Consider the following 18,115-nt stretch of genomic DNA (forward strand, 5'->3'; position numbering starts at 1 on the left):
TCATAGACATATTTTTTTATAAGTTATTAGTTGTGCTAATTAAGTCCCATGCTGCGCTTCGAATTCATTTCAAGCCTGAAATAACCTTAGCTATCCTTAATTCACTTTTCAAAAGGTGCCTATTTTACCACACCTTTTTATATTGTTACCTTTTTTTCTTGGTTACTTTTTAAGTTCTTTTATGTTTTCATTTATATATTCTTAAATTCTTATATTCTTTCATTCTTAACTTCTTATATTCTTAAGAATATATATTTTTATCTCTAGCATTTTGAACATGAATAAATGATAGTCATGCTTTTGCGAAAGCATTATATCAAAATATTTATCCATAAACATTTATGCTTTCCTAATTTCAGAATCCAGCAATTATATCTCTAAATTACTCTTCCATTTTCAAAATATATCTGCACTAGAAATAAGTAACATATTTTGTGGAGTGTTCATTAGAAATTGTGTTGGTAGTGCTTCTTGATTATAAGTTGTTCCAAATGTGCTTGTTCAGAGCTTGTCTTTGAAACAAGCATTTTGGGTACAACTTATAATCTTAGAAGCACTCAACAAAATTTCTTAGGAACCGGAATCAAAATATGTTTGTTATTTCGAAGGACTATTTTCCAAATGCTGCTGCCCAGTCTGCTTTGAATCTTTCTAATCCTTGATCTGTTAATGGGTGTTTTAGCATTTGCATTACTAAACTATAAGGCACTGTTGATATATCTGCTCCTGCTTTTGCTGCTTCTATTACATGAATTGGATTTCTTACGCTTGCTGCTATTATTTCTGTTTCTATTCCATGTACTGCAAATATTTCTGCTATATCTCTAACTAAATCCATACCTATCATTGAGATGTCATCTACTCTTCCAAGGAATGGGCTTACATATGTTGCTCCTGCATTTGCTGCAAGTAAGCTCTGAGTTGCTGAGAATATTAATGTTACATTTGTTTTAATTCCTTCACTAGCTAATACTTTAGTTGCCTTTAAACCTTCAGCTGTCATTGGAATCTTTACTATCATATTCTTATGAATTGCTGCAATTTCTCTTCCTTCTTTTATCATTCCTTCAGCATCTTCACTTACAACTTCTCCACTTATTGGTCCATCAACTATTTCTGTAATTTCTTTTATTACTTCATTGAAGTCTCTTCCTTCCTTTGCTATTAATGATGGATTTGTTGTTACACCACATATTACTCCCATTTCATTCGCTTCTTTAATGTGTTCTACATTTGCTGTATCTAAGAAAAATCTCATTTTAATCTACCCCTTTATTAATTATAATTCTTAAAACTATTATTCTACATTTATATGATTTTTTGCTGCTTCACTATCTGATAAGTTATCTCTTCTACTCATTAATAAACACAAATCATCTAATACTATATGGACAGATTGATCAAATAATGAACTTAGTAGTTGAATTGATGAAACACCGGTATCATTCTTTGTTTTTCCTGGAACCTCAAGTACAAACTCTGATACTTCTGCAAGTGGAGAATCCTTTTTACTTGTAACTCCAACTATAGTTAAGCCTAAATCTTTTGCTGCTTTTGCATTACTTAATGTATTTTTTGTTTTCCCAGAACCTGATATTGCAACATATATATCTCCCTTTTTTAGAGCTGGTGTAATTGTCTCTCCCATAACATAAGAATTATAACCAATATGCATCAAACGCATTGCAAATCCCTTTGCTTGAAATCCACTACGACCTTCGCCATCTACAAAAATCTTTCTTTCTTTTTGGAATACACCCATTATTTTTTTTATCTCTTCTTCATCAACTTTGCTTATTACATCTTTAATTTCTTCTAATATTTGATCTATTACTCTCATTTCCCCATTACTCCTCTAAACTCTTTTATTCTTTCTATCTTATCATCGGCACTGGTTATTGCTGACCCAACTATAACCAGTTCTATATTATATTTATTTAATTCTGGTATGGAATCTAATGTGATTCCTCCTGCAACCGCAATTCTTTTTATTGAAGGAAACTGTTCTTTAAATCTCTTTACTGTTTCACCTGGATTAGCTAACTTTTCTTTGTCAATAGATGCATGTATGCAATAAATAGCACTGCTGAAATGTGATATTTCATTAATTTTTTCATCTGAACATTCCAATAAATCTATCATCGTTGTTCCATTATATTGCTCAGAAACTTCATAACATTTTTCTATAGTTCCGAGTGATGCACTCCCCATAACAGTCAGGATATCAAATCCTTGTTTAAAACCTTGTTCAAATTCATACGCACCTTCATCACTTGTTTTTATATCTCCTAGTATTTGAGATTTACTTTTTGGGCTTGTTATGTCTTTTAATTTAAGAAGTCCATAGTCTTTTATTAAAGATGTTCCAATCTCAATAATATCTGCTAATCCATCAAAAGTTTTAACTAAGTTTTCTGCTTTCTCTAAAGACACCCTATCTATTGCAACCTGTAACTTCATTTTATCCTCCTTAAATTCTCATGAAACTTTTCTTTTATAATTTTTTAAAAAGTTATTTAATTCATCTACTGTTGGTAATCCCTCATTATCACTTAGGTGCATTACTTGAATCCCACCAATAGCGTTTCCTCTTTCTAAAATTTTATTATCTTCAAGATTTTCTAAAATTCCGCTAATAACTCCTGCTGCAAATCCATCTCCTGCTCCTACTGTATCTAAAACTGGAACTTCAAAGCTTGGACATTCAGCTTCTTTTATTTGTCCATTTTCTAATTTTTCCCTAGAATACGAACCGGTAGTTCCCATTTTTATAACTACCTTTTTTACACCTTTGTCTAAATAAAAATCAGCAATCTCTTCCTTGTAATCTTTTCCTGTAAATAATTTTCCTTCGCTGAAACCAGGTAATACAATATCTGATTTAAATGCTAACTCATTAGTCACTTGAATCATCTTTTCTTTGCTCTCCCATAATACGGGCCTTGGATTAGGGTCAAAAGTAACAAGCATACCATTTTCGTGAGCTTTTTCTATAGCTTTAAATGTTGTTTCTAAAGTTGTTTCGCTTAATGCTGGAAAAATTCCTGTGATATGAAGCACCTTTCCATCTGAAAAACTTATTTCATTTAAAATATCTTTAGTTATTCTTGATGCTGCCGCTCCTTTTCTAAAATATAGTACCTCTGGATCCCCCTCATCAGTTCTATTTTTAAATTGAAATCCTGTTGGTGCTTCTTTATATGCCTTTACAAAAGTTGTATCTATATTTTCATTTTCTAGATATTTCTTTACATATTGCCCAAATGGATCTTCTCCAACTTGGCTTATATATGTAACTGTATGTCCAAGTCTTCTTAGTCCCATAGCCACATTAAGTTCTGCTCCAGCAATTAACCTTGTAAAATGTTCTACGTTGCTAAGATGTTCTTTAGTATCTGCTAAAAACATTACCATTGGTTCACCAATTGTAATAATCTCACTCATTTTTTTCACCCTTTCCGTTGCCAATCTATAGCAAAATTTTTCTTACTTCCTCTAATTCTCCTCGTATATCTTCATTTCTAATTGGATATTCGATGATTACTGGTACATTATTAGATAACTTCTTTAAAATTGCCTTCCAATTAATTTGTCCTTTTGACAGTAAAGTTGTAGTAGGCTTATTATTTAGAAACTCTATATTTTTTAAATGAAATACTGTAATAGCTGAACGTAAAATATCAAATGCATTTTCAGGATCTTCATTCTGCCAATACCAATTTCCTAAGTCGAAAGTATATCCGATTGGTAATGAATTTTTGTTTATAATATCAATAGCATCTATTACACATTTTAAATTTCCATTTTCAGGAGTTTGATCATTTTCTATTGTTACTTTAATATCAAATTTATAAATAATATCTCTTAATTTTTTTATTTCATCTAAGCTTAACTCTACTAAGTCACCTATATTGAATTTTATGTGACTTGCCCCCATCAGTTTTGCTTCCTCAAAATAAACATTAATCTCTGGATTTAATTTTTTTTCGCAAGCTACTTTCTCCGGAACTGAATAATATAATTCTATTCCAAATTCTTTAGCTAATTTATTTATAATCGGAATTTCTTCCGCTAAGTTCTTTAGACATTCTCTTCTTATTTCAGCTATATGAACACCTAATGCCTCTATTTGCTCTAATATTTGTTCTTGTTTTATCCCTTTATCTAATTCATTTTTAAATACTAATAAATTTATACCTAGTTGATTCATAACTATCCCCACTTATTTTTTTATATTTCTTGTTGAGTAATTTAGATGTATTTTAACCGGTATTTCTTCTAAGATAAAATCATCTTTTCTACTTCCATCTATTCTTTCAAATAGTAGCTTAGCTGCTCTTTCTCCCATTTCATATGGGTTCTCATCTATTGATGTAATTCCTGGACCAATTAATCGGGCCCATTTCTCCTCAGCAAAACCAAATATACCAATATCTGCTCCAATTCTTATATTTAAATCATATAAGCATTCTATAAGAACCTTTAAAATTTCATCATTATTTGCAAAGAAACAGATATTTTTATCTTTATTTTTATTTAGAATATTTTCTATTATTTCTTTTATATCATTTATATCATTTTTTTTGATAATATTAGTTTCTCCTGACGTATTTGCATTTCTAGATAGAAATTCTTCCATTGCTTTCTTTCTCTCTATTCTTGAACTTATCCCATTTATGTCTTCTGAAAAATATACATAATGATCATAATCATTCTTTAGTAACTCATCTAATATGTTTCTTGTTACCTCTGCATTATTCATTGTCACCGAATCATAAATTAATGGATTTATAAATCTATCCAATAATACTATTGGTTTAAAATTATCACTATCCTTAAACTCTTGTAAATATTTATAGTTATTACCCGTAGTATTAACTAGTAAACCATCAACTTGGCTATCTAACAGGGATTCTATGTTCTCTCTTTCTCTCTCTGCTAGATTGTCAGCATTTGTTACAAGTAGCTGATAATTATTTGCTCTACATACGTCATTTATTCCTTTAATTAGTAATGAAGAAAATGGGTTTCCTATATCTGCAATTGTTACCCCAATTATATTGGAATTTTTAGCTTTTAGTGTTTGAGCTATACGATTTGGCCTATATTTTAATACTTTAATTGCTTCATCTATTTTTTCTTGAGTTTCCTGTGACATAAATTCAAAATTTTTGTTTAGATATCTAGATATTGTTGTCTTAGAGACTCCTACATAAGCAGCAACATCTGCAATTGTTACGTTCTTTTGTTTATCTGTAGAATTTTTCAGCATAACTTATTCCTCCATTCAATACTTTTATTATCAATCTTAACTGTCAAAGATTCAATAATTTATGCTACTATTCTCTATTTTTCTTTAACATATTTATTAATCAACTCAATCAGATTAAATCGCTTTAACAATCATATTCACTATTAGTTTACCGGTTTCTAAAGTGACAATATAATGTTAAGACTTTCACCAAAAAATGTCAAGCCATTACACGATCATTTATATATTAATCTGATTAAGTTTATTATTCTAGATATCCTTTACAAAAACTTTAAATAAAAGACTTACCTCTATCTCTTAAATATTAGGTCTAGTTTATATAAGATTCTTTTTATACTATAAATTCAATAACCTAATGAATTACTAATTTATGAAACCTCTACTGCATTTTCTATTTTATTCGATGCCTTAGAAGTTTTAACCGCAATCATTAGAAATACTGATAATAAAAGTGACCCTGACATAAATATATATGATGCATCTACTGAGCCTGTTATACCATTCAAATATCCTACGACATATGAGCCTGCAAATGATCCTAGTGCACCCATACTATTGATTAAGGCACTTGCTCCTCCAGATACATTCTTAGGTAATATTTCTGTAATTATTGCAAAAAACGGACCATAAGGTGCATACATAACCCCTCCTGCAATTACAAGTAAAATATATGATAGCCAAAAGTTTGAAGTCCCAATTAAATATGAACCAAAAAATGCAAATGTACCTATTAATAAGTATGCCCAAACAAATGTCTTTCTATTTCCGGTACGATCTGAATAATAAGACGATACTAACATCAATACTACTGCTAAAGCATATGGCAATGATGATAGCCAACCGGCTGAAACAATGCTAATTTGAGGACTTGCCTTTAGAATAGATGGTAACCACATTACAAAACCGTAAACACCTATACTCCAGAAAAAATATTGAAATGATAAAATTATTACCTTAGGTGATTTAAATGCTTCTCTATAATTTTTTACTGGTTTTATGCCTTTTTGTTCTTCTTCCATCACCATATCAATATCTTTCTTTTCCTGTTCAGTTAACCATTTTGCTTCCTTTGGTTTATTATCTGAAAGTTTCAACCAGAAGAACGCCCATAAAATTGGTGGTATTCCTTCAAGTATAAACATCCATCTCCATCCTACAGAATTTACTAAATATCCTGATACAATAGACATCCATAAAACAGTAGCTGGATTACCTAAAATTAGAAATGTATTTGCTCTTGAACGTTCTTTTTTTGTAAACCAATTACTTAAAAAAATCAACATAGCTGGCATAACAGCACTTTCAATTATTCCAAGTATGAATCTAGTAACCATTAAAACTTTTACATTCGTTATCAAGCCATTTGAAGCAGCTAATATCCCCCAGAATATTAAACTCCAAAAAACTAATTTTTTAGCACTTTTCTTTTCTGCAAACCATGCTGCTGGTACTTGAAAAAAGAAATATCCTAAGAAAAATAAGGCGGATAGAAGTGATGCTATCGATGCTGTAATATGCAAAGATTCACCCATACCTCCTGCAACACCAAAACTATAATTTGCACGATCCAAGTAAGCTAGGCTATAAGTAATAAATGCTACTGGTATTAATCTTTTCCACCTTTTAGAAGTTAATTGAATACTTGATTTATCCATTTCATATCCTCCCATAATAATCATTTTAATTTCCATATAATTTAATAATTAAAAACAATTTTAGCTTTATTGTGCCAATCATTTGTTCAATTTATAAAATTTATTATTCCTTCAGCGAGTTTATAATAATATCGATTATCTTCTTACATTCCCCCTATGCTTATTACGCTACTTCAAATATTTTTGACTTTTTAAACTTAAGTTTAAATTTCAATATTTTTTATGCTTTAGCTTTAGTTTATCGTTTTAGTTAACCGGTTTCCAAACTTAATATAATGTTAACGCTTTCACCAAAAGATGTCAAGTAGTATTTATAAAAAGTTAAAATCAATTATCTGTATAATAAAAAAGCCACTATAGTTCTAGAAGGCTTTATTCCAGAACATAGCGGTTTAATATTCTCCATACAAATTATATAAATTTACTTTTAATATTTTTTGTTCTCTAAATTCAAAGCCTTATAAATAGCTTTAGCAACTCCAGCATTGTCATTGGTATCAGTTATATACTTGGCTATTTCTTTTATTTCCGGTACTGCATTTTCCATAGCAACGGATTCAGTAAATTCAGTAAACATTGAGTAATCATTAAAACTATCCCCAATAACCATTACTTCATCTCTTTTTATCCCCATTTTTTCCGCAACTCTTGCTAATATTAATCCCTTTTGTGCATTTTTATTATTTATTTCTATATTTTTAGTAAAAGTTGATGCTATAGCAAGTTCCCCTATTGATTCCAATTTGTTCTTTACCTTTTTAGTTGTCTCTTCATCGTTATAAAATGCAACAAATTTTCCTATCTTAACATTACTATTCAAAAAATCGTTTATATCTTTAACATATTTTAAATTAATAAAATGAGGATGATTTTTAGCCATTTCCATAGCATCTTCAAAAGTTGTTTCTGGGTCGAATACCATAATTCTGTATGCAACTTCAGTTAATGCTTCCTCTCTTGTATTCACACTATATAATCCATCATTAGTATAAATTTCAGCTATAATTTTTTCCTTTAATATCATATCTATAATTTCTCTTGCTTGCTTAATATCAATGTAAATTCCTTCTAATACCTTTCCATTCTCATCTATGTATTCTCCGCCATTTAGAACGACACATTGACATTTTAAATTAGATTCATCAAGTAGGGGTTTAACATCTTCATACATTCTTCCAGTAGAAATTGCAAATTTCACTCCCATTTTCTCAGCCACTTTTATAGCTTCTATATTTTCCTTTGATATCTTATGATTGCTATTAAGCAGTGTTCCATCCATATCAGCTGCAATAAGTTTTATCATCCCTTAATCCCTCCATACTCGTTTATATATTCTACAACATGTATTTACTCAAAATTTTCTTGTAAAATATTTACCTATAATTTCTATTATATACTATAATACAAAAAAAATAAGGCTAAAGATACTTCTTCTCTAGCCTCAAATTCTAAATAGAATTAATTATTAATTTTATTCTCTTCTATTTATTTATATTATTTTTTCATTTATTTTATTATAACTAGTGCCATAATTTCTTACAAACATAAACTATCTTAAGTAAGATGAACGCATCTATATCATACTTTTTTCTCATGTATATTTACATATAACTGTGCATATTGCAATTTATATAGAAATTAAATCTTTAACGCTAAAATTAACATTAAGATCATAATTTTCATTTATGTTCTTATATTTTATTTTAGTTGTTTTTTGTTCTATATCAAAATACCAACCTTCTTCGCTTAATTCCCATTCTTTTATATCTAGGAACATGGCAAGCTTTTTATCTCTTAAGTTAACTTGAACTGGAGCTATATCCTTACATATTAAATCTATATTAATTTCTTTAGGCTGCTTGTCATATCCGCCTTCTTTTTCAAATGCAATTTTAACACTATTTTCTCTCTTCACTGATATTAACGTCTTTAAGTATTCACCATTTTTGTAGTTATTAGTTACACCATCGTCTTCATATAATACAAAGCTTGATTCCTCTGATGGCTCTATTAGAAGCTTAAGTGTTTCTATTGAATCATTATTAATATTAGTTAAGCCTTCAGCAATTGGAATTATTGCTCCACTTCTAAAGAACATAGGAATTGAGTTTAATGAAACTTCAACTTCAATCGTCTGTCCACCTTCATATGTCTGTTTTGTATCCCAATCAAACCAAGCAGCTCCTTCAGGTAAATATACTTTTCTTGTTTTTGCACCTTTTTCTAGGACGTTTGCAATCAAAATAGAACTTCCAAGCATAAAATCAAAGCTTTCCTCAAGTAATTTTTTATCATCTTGGAATTCATATATTAAAGGCCTCATAATTGGTGATCCTTCTTTAGATGCTTCAAATAACAATGAATATAAGTATGGTACTAATTTATATCTAAGTTTTATAGCTTCTTTTATATATTTTGTATAAGATGGATACATCCATGGTTCTGTAACAGTATTATCAGTATTACAAGAATGAACTGAAAACCTTGGTTGGAATATTCCGTTTTGAACCCATCTTACAAATAGCTCTGGCTCAGGTGCTGGTCCAAAAAATCCTCCTATGTCACAGCCTTGATTTGCAACTCCTGAAAGTCCCATTCCAAGCATTACTGGAATATTGAATTTTAAACTCTTCCAGCTTGTATTATTATCTCCAGCCCATGTTTGAGCATAACGTTGAATCCCTGCAAATCCAGCCCTATTCACTATATATGGTCTTATATTTGGATAAACTTCTGCGACTGTTTCCTTTGCCATAAGTGCCATTAAATTTGGCATTATTGGTCTTAAACCACTTATTTCTTTCTTCATGCCCTCGAAATGACAAATTGCTTCCGTATTATTTATTTCATACTCATTGTTATCATTCCATATAGATGTGATTCCTAGTGAAACTAAAGATTCTTTTAAATGCTTTTTCCATAATTCTCTTCCCTTAGGATTTGTAAAATCTACAAAAGAAGCTTGACCTCCCCAATATCTATCTGTTTGAGATTTTTCTCCTTCGTCATCCTTTATATAAGCCCCGGCTTCATCAAATTCTTTGTATAGCGGATTAGAAATTAACATACCTGGTTTTATGTTAGGTGCCACACAAGCCCCTTTTTCCTTCACTTGTCTTACAAAATCTTCAGGGTTTTTGAATCTATCATAATTCCAATTGAATACATATCTTTTTCCATCTTTCCCTGTAGTATATCCTGATGACATAAAGAAACCATCACAAGGGATTCCTTCTTCTTTACATCTATCTAAAAATCGTAAGATAGCTTTATCTGAATCTTTATCTAATTCTGTGTAATACATAGTTGATCCCATATATCCTAAAGAATACTTTGTAGACATTGCAGTTTTTCCTGTTAAATCAGTATAATTTCTTACCACATCTTTGATTTTAGGTCCATAAATGAAAAATGCATCTAATTCTCCACCATCAGCACAGAAATAACTGTATTTATTCCAATATCCACTTCTTTCACATCCCATATCAAAAGTAGAATCATAAGAATTGTTATAGAATATTCCGCTAGCTATGCTATTTTTATTATTAAATTTTATATAAAAAGGTATATGCTTATATAATGGATCTGTATGTTCTGAATCATAACCTATAGTATCTACATTATGCATTCTCATTCTTCTCTTTTTCTTATTTAAATACCCAGCCTTTTCCCCAAATCCATAAAAATAATCTTCATCATCCATACATGAATAATGATAAAGTCTTCCTAATCTATCTTTTACATATGATTTTTCTTTTAAATCTGAATGTAGTATATTCCCTTGCTTATCTGTAATCTCTACTCCAAAAGGTTCTTTATAAATATTTATATTTAAACTTTTTGTAGCTAATACAATATAATTACCTAAATCTTCATAACTACTGCTAATTGCTTCTACTTGTTTTCTTTCATCTTTTAATAACTTGTCCATTTTATCTTTCCAAGCTGTCATAACTAAAGCATATGATGCTTCTTCTTGAAACTCCTCATCAAAAGTACAGCGAACTCTTACTATATTATCATTTAAAAGTATAATTCTATATTTAGCTGCATTAGTAGTGATTTCTAAATAATTATCAATATTTTTTAGACTTATAATTTTATTACTTATCTTCATAATGCTATCTCCTAGTATATTTATTTTATAATTTTTACCCTATTTACAATATAAGCCTCGTCTTATCAACTATTTTAGCAAATTGAGAAATGCTTATCTACTTCTCAATAATACAGTTCACAAAATCTATGACTCCATCTTCAACTTCATCTCTAATATCTAAATAATATTGTATTTCATGACGATATCCCGAATAAACTTTTGTCTTTACCATGTGCCCTGTTTCTGCAAGCCAATTCGACACAGCATAAACACCTTCTCCGTACAGACCAACTGGATCTTTATCTCCTGCAATATTGTAAACTTTAATTGATGTCGGCACTTTCTCTGCCCACTTAACACCAACAATATCATTCATTAAATTTGCAAAATAATATAGTGAACGTATATTAGGCTGCATTAGAAGATCACTATATATATCTCTTGCATGGTCTGCATTTACATCAGGATCACCACATGCCCATGTATTTGAAGTAACAGGATTTTCTTCATAACGTTCTGTTTTCCACATCCATCCCATGAGCATCTCTAAGCAAGAAGGATCAACTTCTTCTCCTCTACCTTCATCTATTAAATTTTTAAAAACAGGTATTACTGAACTTGCTGTTGGAATTACTCCTGAAGTTCCACATAAAATCAAACCATCAATTCCTTTTACATAAATGGTAGCATAACATCTTGCAACCATCGATCCCATGCTATGCCCAAACATAAAATAAGGTAAATCTGGATATTCTTCTTGAACAATTTTACGAAGTGAATGTTCATCTTCTACCATTGTCATATAACCTTTATCTCCCCAATCACTCCAATTGTCCGAAACATAAGCGGTTTTTCCATGTCCTACATGATCATCCGCAGCAACTATAAACCCTGCGTCATTCAATTTTAATATCATGTGCATATATCTACGTGAATGTTCATGATAACCATGCACAAGCTGGATAATTCCCCTTGGTTTACAAAAAGGAGTATAAATCCAAGCTTGTACCATATCCCTTTTATTAAATGATTCAAAACTTTTTTCTTGAAATGCCATAATAAATCTCCTTTGCTTATATAAATTCTTAAACTACCTTTTCAATTATTAGATAAATACCTTACAGCTTGGACTTATGCATTTTAAAATATGCTTTACCAGAAATAATAGGTACTCTTTTGTGTAGTGTTACATCAGAGTAGCTGTCCTTTCGGTTAGTCATAGCATAAGTCCAGATTTAAGTATCAGTTCTTATTCGTCTCCCATGCCAATTAAATCAAATCTTTCACAAGAAATTATAATTTCAAATTCTTTCTTTGCTGGTTTCTTGCATTTTACTAATACTGTTCTGTCTGATAATTCGTAGTACCATCCTTGTTCTGCTTTTTCCCAAGATGATTTATTTAAGAAACGAGGTATTTGTTCATTATCTACAGAAGCCCAATATGCACCTTTATCTTTACTTACTAATTTAATTGTAAGATCAGATATTCCACTTTCATAACTTCCTGTTGTTTTGAAAGAAATTTTCTTACGTGCTCCACCGCTTACATTAATTTCTGTATTTTCATATATACCTTTTTCAAAATCATTAGTTACACCATCATCATTATAGAAATTGAAGCTTCTTTCTGCTTCTCCTCCTATTAAAATGTCTAATGTCTTCATCTTATCAGTAGTAATATGCTTTACTTCTTCATTTGTTATGAAAATTCCATCTCCTCTTAAGAACATAGGAATGCTGTTAAGGGTAACTGGAATTTCTATTTCTTGTCCGCCTTTATATGCGGCCATATTGTTATTCATATCATACCAAGTACAGCCTTCTGGCAAGTAAAGTTTTCTATACTTCGCTCCCTTTTCCAATACATTTGCAACTAAAACAGATGGCCCAAACATAAATGTCATATATTGATCATCATAACAATTAACATCATCTTGGAATTCCATGAGTAATGGACGCATTATCGATTTACCAGTAGTATGAGCTTCATACATTAAAGAATATAGATATGGTAACATTCTATAACGCTGACTATATGCATTACGTACAAATTCATTATTTTCTTCATACATCCATGGCTGAGTAACAGTATTATCATTATTGGCTGAATTAATGCAGAATCTTGGCTGGAATATACCATTTTGAATCCATCTTAGTAATAGTTCTCCTTCTGGAGCACCTCCTGCAAAGCCCCCGATATCACAACCTGTATTTGCTACTCCTGATAACCCCATTCCAACAATAGTTGCTATATTAAATTTTAATGTACGCCAGTCTGTCAAATTATCTCCTGCCCATGTTTGTGCATACCTTTGAATACCTGCAAATCCAGCACGGTTTATAATATATGGACGGCGGTTTGGATAAAGTTCAGCTACAGCTTGCTTTCCAACATAAGCCATTAAATTAGAATGCATTATTTTAAGTTCCGCCATAGTGCCTGGTTTTCCATCAAAATCACATACAGCATTACGATCCTCTATTCCATCATATTCACAGTTGTCATTCCAAACGGTTATAGTTCCTTTGCTTAAAATATTTTCTTTAAGTAGCTTCTTCCACGTTTCTCTACCTGATGGCTTAGTAAAATCTACAAATCTTCCAACACCACCCCACCAACGGCCATTATAATCTCCTTTTCCATCTGGATTTTTAATAAATACATCATTTTCTTCAAATTCTTTTTTATAAGGATGCTTAGCTAAAATCCCTGGTTTTAAATTTGGTATAACATTAAGACCCATTTCATTCATTTTTTCCATAAATTCATCTGAATTCGGAAATCTCTTTTTGTTCCAATTGAAAATATATCTTAAATTATCTTCTTCTCCAGAAGAATACCCAGATGCTAATTTAAAGTTGTCTATATACATTTTTTCATCAAAATGCTTTTTAATTACTTCATATATTTCCTTATCGCAATCTTTTTCAAGTTCAGCATAATACATTGTAGAAGCTGTATAACCTAAGCTTTGTTTAGGAGGCATTGCCTGCTTTCCTGTAAGTTTTGTGTAATTATCTAAGACTTGTTCAACTTTTGGTCCATTGATAAAGAATAGATCAATGTCTCCTCCATCAGCTTGATAATAACTATAACGAGGCCAGTATCCACTAATTTCATTACCCATATCAAATACTGAATCATAGGAATTATGATAGAAAAGTCCAATGGCATGATGATTATTGTTATTTAACTTAATATAAAATGGGATATGTTTATATAAAGGATCTCCAAATTCAGGATCATGCCCAATTGCATCTTTAGGCGACATACGCATTCTTCTACCCATTTTATCTAACTTTCCAGTCTTTTCACCAAATCCGTAAAAATGATCATTTTGTAAATCAACTTCATTATAATGATAAATTCTTCCTAGTTGATCACATTCAAAAGCTCTATCTGCAAGATCACTATATAACTTTTCTCCATTTAATTTATATATAGAAAAATGTAATGGTGATTTAGCTAGTACTAATTTTAATGTTTTTGTATAAAATATAATTTCTTTTTCATTTTCTTCAAAAGGAATATCTAATGCTTCTATTCTTTCACGTTCTTCTGCAAGTAAAGAATCAAAACGATCCTCCCATGCAGTCGTAACCAATGTATAAGATGCTTCCTCAAACTTTCTATCAAAAGAAGCTCTAACACGTATAATATCATCTGACATAAAAATTATTTTTATATCTGCGGTATCCCCCTTCACTAAATAACCATTCTGTATTCTATTTATAGACATAAATTCCTTTAATAACATGTAACTTCCTCCTAAACTACTAATTTATACTTATTAATCTATCAACAACATATTAAGGCGTAGATTGCCCGTTTATAAACTTGTTATATAGGTTGTTCAATTATGATTTTTTTCAACAACTGTCAAAACTCAATTATTTAACAACCTATATCTATATAACATTATAAGAGTAGCAAAATAACTTAACTGATACTATTCATTAAATTATCTTGTGTAAAATTCTGTTTCCAAACATCCTCATATTTATATCCAGTAAGACTTTCAACAACTTCTTTTGTGTTTGAGTCAACATCATCTTTTAAACCACCATTTTTCAAACGTTCAACTTCATCTATTAATATCTGATGAGTTTCTTTATTAAGCTTAAAAGTAAATGCAAGTATTAATGATAATGCAAACAAACCAACACATCCAATAAGTAAAACATATCCAATAATCTGTACTGTTTGAGGAGATTGAACCTCTTGACCTTTAACAAATCCTCCTTCTTGCAACACAACACCGATTAAAAATGTAGCAATGGCTACAGTGCTCTTTCTAGTAAAAGTCATAACTGCTGCAAAAAGTCCCTCTCTTCTTTTCATCGAAACAATTTCATCAACATCAGGAATAAATGGGAACACTGTCCAAGGAGTTAGAACCGCCAAGGATCTAAATGCAAAGTAAACTATAGATATTCCAAGTAAAATAGCAGTCTTAGCTTCAGGATCAGCTAAATAAACTCCATAATATGCTAGTACACTTAATATCATAAATGTATACGTAATCTTATATAATTTAGTAGGTCCAAGTTTTAAAAATAAAATTCCACCTATAATTGTTCCTGGTATACCAATAATGCTAAATGAAAGCAAATATGCACCAAAAGATGATGAAACCTTTAAATTATAAACACAGAAAAATAAAAATACAGCATTAAATATATCCCCAGCAGTAAACGATAATAAATAAAGTCCTAAATGTTTCCTGAAACTTTTTAGCTTAAATGTAGATGCATATTCCCCAAGCACTTTTAAGTAATCACTAAAATTCCTATTCCCTTTAGATTGAGATGCAGCCAATAATTCTTGCTCCATCGCTGGTGTAATTTCTCTTTCCCAAGTCGCTTTATATGTTATAAATATACAAATCGCATACAATATTGCAAAAAATAATCCATTATAGAAATATGCATAAGGATTCTTTTGGCCAAAATGTCCAATCAATTGTGCAGGAACAAAGGTCCCTAAGAACTGACCTAAAGAAGAAATAACTAATCTGCAAGTAGAAATTTTAGTTCTATCAGAGTAGTTAGTTGTCATTTCAGTCGGTAGTGTTTCCCATGGAATTAATACCATGGCTGCAACTATTTCAAATAATAAATAGCAACTTAAATAAAACCAGTAATTCATTCCTATTGTCCATATTAATACATAAATTGCCATTAATGGCGCTCCAATTAATAAAAAGAAACGACGTCTTCCAAATATCTTTCCAAGCTTAGTTTTATAAAAATTATCAGATATACTCCCTATAAAAAGACTGGCAATTGCATCTACAAAACGAGCAACCGCAACAATAGATGCCCCTTGTATAGGTGTAAGTCCACAATAAGTTGTATAGAAAAACAATAAGAAAGCTCCAATTATTGTAAAGGCTCCGCCGCCCATTATATCAACTAATCCATATCCAATACATCTAGGTAAAGTAATCTTTTTATCTTTTATAGACATATAATCTACCTCTTTCTTTAATTAATATTTTTAATTAGCAATCTTCTATCTAAATATTGAAATATTCCTTTGCATTGTTGTAGCATATACCTTCAACAACTGTTTTTAGCAATTTAATATTTCCTGGTACTTCACCATTTTCTACCCATTCTCCGATTAAATTGCAGGCAATTCTTCTAAAATACTCATGTCTTGTATATGATAAGAAGCTTCTAGAATCCGTTAACATTCCAACAAAACGGCCTAATAATCCAAGATTTGCTAACACTTTTATTTGTTCAATCATTCCATCTTTATTATCGTTAAACCACCAAGCTGCACCGAATTGCATTTTTCCTGGAATCCCCTCTCCCTGAAAATTTCCTATCATAGCTCCAAGAACATAATTATCCTTTGGATTCAACGTATATAAAATTGTTTTAGGAAGGGAATTTTCCTTATCTACAGAATCTAAAAGTCTAGATAATGGGTACGCTATACTCTCATCATTAATTGAATCAAATCCTGTATTAGGGCCTATTTTTTCGAACATTCTATTATTATTATTCCTTAGCGCAGCTATATGAAGCTGCATAGCCCATCCAAGCTCATGATAAAGTTTAAATACATGTGTTAATGTATAAGTTTTGTACTTCTTTTCTTCATCAAGGCTTACTACTTCTCCATTTAAGGCTTTAGCAAATATAGCTGCTGCATCTTCTTTTGATGTATCTGCATAAACTACTGTCCCATCTATACCATGGTCTGCTATCCTACATCCAACCGAATGGAAGTACCTTACTCTTGAGTCAAATGCATTTAGAAATTCATCATAATTACTTATAGTGATCTCCGATACTCCTTCTAATTTTTTTACCCATGAAACAAAACCATCTAAGTTTATTTCTATTCCTTTATCTGGCCTGAAAGTTGGTAAAACATTTACATTAAAACTCTCGTCTTCTTTAAGCTTAATGTGATATTCTAAAGTATCAGTAGGATCATCAGTTGTACATATAGTTTCAACCTTTGATTTTGTAATTAAATCTCTTGCTCTAAATCCTTCTCCACTTAACAATTCGTTTGCTTTTTTCCAAATTGCTGGAGCAGTTTCTTCATCAAGCAGTTCATATATTCCAAAGAACCTTTGAAGCTCTAAGTGAGTCCAATGATAAAGAGGATTTCCTATAGACATAGGTATGGTTTTTGCCCAAGCTAAAAATTTATCATAATCACTGCCATCACCTGTAATATATTTTTCATCTATACCATTGCATCTCATTGCTCTCCATTTGTAGTGATCCCCGTATAACCATACTTCAGTTATGTTATTAAATTTTTTATTTTCATATATCTCCTTAGGATCAATATGACAATGATAATCGATAATAGGCATATTCTTTGCATAATTATGATATAACTCCATAGCTGTTTTATTAGATAATAAGAAATTTTCATCCATAAATTTCTTCAAATTCATCATCCTACTTTCAAATAAAAGTTTAATATTTGTGAAGTATTGAATGGATTTTCTTTAACGGTACACACTCTGCTAATTAGAGTACATTATCGTAATCTTTATATATCCAACACCCTACTATAACGTTTTCTTTTACACTAATCTTTGTAAATTTTCAT

13 protein-coding genes are annotated in these 18,115 nt (G+C 30.5%); all 13 read right to left on the reverse strand.

What is annotated here, in order from left to right:
• Positions 1 to 610: 610 nt before the first annotated feature.
• Positions 611 to 1,258 carry a fructose-6-phosphate aldolase gene (gene fsa, locus L3B96_RS26180; protein WP_023975892.1) on the reverse strand — a complete coding sequence of 216 codons (648 nt, stop codon included), beginning with the start codon at positions 1,256 to 1,258 and terminating at the stop codon, positions 611 to 613.
• A 39-nt stretch (positions 1,259 to 1,297) separates the two neighbouring features.
• Positions 1,298 to 1,840, reverse strand: coding sequence for a 6-phospho-3-hexuloisomerase (gene hxlB / locus L3B96_RS26185; protein ID WP_238898721.1), 543 nt, complete (start codon positions 1,838 to 1,840; stop codon positions 1,298 to 1,300).
• Positions 1,837 to 2,460 (reverse strand): orotidine 5'-phosphate decarboxylase / HUMPS family protein, encoded by a 624-nt coding sequence (locus L3B96_RS26190; protein WP_238898723.1) that lies wholly within the window; start codon positions 2,458 to 2,460, stop codon positions 1,837 to 1,839. The genes hxlB and L3B96_RS26190 overlap by 4 nt, the downstream gene beginning before the upstream one ends.
• A gap of 18 nt (positions 2,461 to 2,478) precedes the next feature.
• Positions 2,479 to 3,444, reverse strand: coding sequence for a sugar kinase (locus L3B96_RS26195; protein WP_238898725.1), 966 nt, complete (start codon positions 3,442 to 3,444; stop codon positions 2,479 to 2,481).
• Between the two features lie 25 nt (positions 3,445 to 3,469).
• Positions 3,470 to 4,210: a sugar phosphate isomerase/epimerase gene (locus L3B96_RS26200; protein ID WP_238898727.1), complete on the reverse strand. Its 741-nt coding sequence runs from the start codon at positions 4,208 to 4,210 to the stop codon at positions 3,470 to 3,472.
• Positions 4,211 to 4,222: 12 nt separating this feature from the next.
• A complete protein-coding gene (locus tag L3B96_RS26205; protein WP_023975897.1) occupies positions 4,223 to 5,272 on the reverse strand; it encodes a LacI family DNA-binding transcriptional regulator in 1,050 nt (349 codons plus the stop codon).
• Between the two features lie 368 nt (positions 5,273 to 5,640).
• Complete coding sequence (locus L3B96_RS26210) at positions 5,641 to 6,927, reverse strand: MFS transporter (protein ID WP_017209794.1); 1,287 nt, start codon at positions 6,925 to 6,927, stop codon at positions 5,641 to 5,643.
• 427 nt (positions 6,928 to 7,354) lie between these two features.
• Entirely contained in the window at positions 7,355 to 8,230 is an 876-nt protein-coding gene (locus L3B96_RS26215) for a Cof-type HAD-IIB family hydrolase (RefSeq protein ID WP_238898730.1), read from the reverse strand.
• A gap of 324 nt (positions 8,231 to 8,554) precedes the next feature.
• On the reverse strand, positions 8,555 to 11,044 hold the full coding sequence (locus tag L3B96_RS26220) for a TIM-barrel domain-containing protein (protein ID WP_238898732.1): 2,490 nt from the start codon (positions 11,042 to 11,044) through the stop codon (positions 8,555 to 8,557).
• A 97-nt stretch (positions 11,045 to 11,141) separates the two neighbouring features.
• On the reverse strand, positions 11,142 to 12,083 hold the full coding sequence (locus L3B96_RS26225) for an alpha/beta fold hydrolase (protein WP_238948980.1): 942 nt from the start codon (positions 12,081 to 12,083) through the stop codon (positions 11,142 to 11,144).
• A 192-nt stretch (positions 12,084 to 12,275) separates the two neighbouring features.
• Positions 12,276 to 14,786: a TIM-barrel domain-containing protein gene (locus L3B96_RS26230; protein WP_238898736.1), complete on the reverse strand. Its 2,511-nt coding sequence runs from the start codon at positions 14,784 to 14,786 to the stop codon at positions 12,276 to 12,278.
• A 182-nt stretch (positions 14,787 to 14,968) separates the two neighbouring features.
• On the reverse strand, positions 14,969 to 16,498 hold the full coding sequence (locus tag L3B96_RS26235) for an MFS transporter (protein WP_012060810.1): 1,530 nt from the start codon (positions 16,496 to 16,498) through the stop codon (positions 14,969 to 14,971).
• 49 nt (positions 16,499 to 16,547) lie between these two features.
• Entirely contained in the window at positions 16,548 to 17,951 is a 1,404-nt protein-coding gene (gene uxaC / locus L3B96_RS26240; RefSeq protein WP_238898739.1) for a glucuronate isomerase, read from the reverse strand.
• Positions 17,952 to 18,115 lie beyond the last annotated feature (164 nt).

It is taken from the genome of Clostridium sp. YIM B02569, from assembly GCF_022320765.1.
Lineage (GTDB): Bacteria > Bacillota > Clostridia > Clostridiales > Clostridiaceae > Clostridium > Clostridium beijerinckii.